General features: G+C 66.7%; 2 protein-coding genes. One reads left to right on the top strand and one right to left on the bottom strand.

The window, feature by feature from the left end:
- Positions 1–81: 81 nt before the first annotated feature.
- Positions 82–615 (bottom strand): CHAP domain-containing protein, encoded by a 534-nt coding sequence (locus ACFWY9_RS44925; protein WP_378341776.1) that lies wholly within the window; start codon positions 613–615, stop codon positions 82–84.
- A gap of 242 nt (positions 616–857) precedes the next feature.
- Here ACFWY9_RS44925 and rpmE point away from each other — a divergent pair, with 242 nt between their 5' ends.
- Positions 858–1,085, top strand: coding sequence for a 50S ribosomal protein L31 (rpmE, locus tag ACFWY9_RS44920; RefSeq protein WP_378330417.1), 228 nt, complete (start codon positions 858–860; stop codon positions 1,083–1,085).
- The last annotated feature ends 110 nt before the right edge of the window (positions 1,086–1,195 follow it).

The following is a 1,195-nucleotide window of genomic DNA, read 5'->3' as shown; positions in this document are numbered from 1 at the left end:
GGCTAGGACAATTGCCGTTAATGCCACCTTTTGGGCGTCTGACGCCCATAAGGTGGCCTTAACGGCAGGTCGGGACGGGACTCAGTGGCGAGGGACGGCGCCGGGGGTCCAGCCGCGGTAGTTGTTGAAGTAGTTGACACTGCTCGCGTGGCCGATCTTGCCGCCGATGCTGGTGGCGTAGATGCCGCCGTTGCCGTCCGCGATGCCGACGTGGCCGTAGGCGCTGATGTTCCAGTACACGAAGGCGCCGAGCGGCGGGGTGCCGCTGGTGTGCTTCGGGCTCGCGCCGTTCCAGTGCGCGTTCGCCGACGCCCAGACGCCGGTGGTGCCGTAGGCGTTCTCGGCGGCCTTTTCGCAGTAGTGTTGCCAGGCCGTGCTGCCCAGGTGGTTCTTGTACCACTGGACCGCGCCCGCCGGGGTCCCGTCGGCGGCGCCCTGGACGGTGAACTCGGGCTCGGTGGTGAAGGTGCCCGCGGCCGGGTTGATGTCGGCGGCGGTGATGTCGGCGTCCGCGGTGGTGGCGCTCGCCTGCGCCACCGGGGCCACGGCGAGGGCGGCCGCGGCCAGCGCGGCCACCACGGCGGGTTTGGTGATCCGGGAAATCACAGTGCGCACGGTCTGCCTCCAGTCGGGTGGGAGAATCACGAACCGGCGGCAGCCTCCCGGCGGGGAGTACAAAATTCGTACACCCGAGGTACATAGTTGATAACTCAACGTGTCCGTTTTGCCCGGGAATACCGGCTGAACAGGCCGTGTTGAAAGCCCTGTCAGCGCGTCTGGCACAATTACTCCGCTGAAGTCCGGCTCCGGTTCACCCCGAACTACCGGGGACCCGGCGGCCAACGAGAGAGGACACCATGAAGAGCGGCATCCACCCCGAATACGTGGTCACGACCGTGAACTGCGACTGCGGGAACACGTTCACCACCCGCAGCACGAAGACGTCCGGTCACATCCACGTCGAAATCTGCTCGAACTGCCACCCGTTCTACACCGGCAAGCAGAAGATCCTGGACACCGGTGGCCGGGTCGCGCGCTTCGAGAAGCGCTACGGCAAGCGCACCAAGGGTGCCGACGCCAAGTAGCTTGACCGACGGCGCCCATGAAGACCTCACCGCGGCACAGGAACTCGCGGCCGAGGATCCCGCGTTCGCCCCGGAGGCCGAGGAAAACGGCGCCCGGATACCGGTGGTTG

Origin of the sequence: Amycolatopsis sp. NPDC059027 (assembly GCF_042739735.1) — a bacterium.
GTDB lineage: Bacteria > Actinomycetota > Actinomycetes > Mycobacteriales > Pseudonocardiaceae > Amycolatopsis.
This window is presented reverse-complemented; position numbering and strand designations above follow the sequence as displayed.

Excerpts from the sequence above, each read along its gene's own strand:
- rpmE (WP_378330417.1), top strand. The coding sequence starts at position 858 with ATGAAGAGCGGCATCCACCCCGAATACGTGGTCACGACCGTGAACTGC.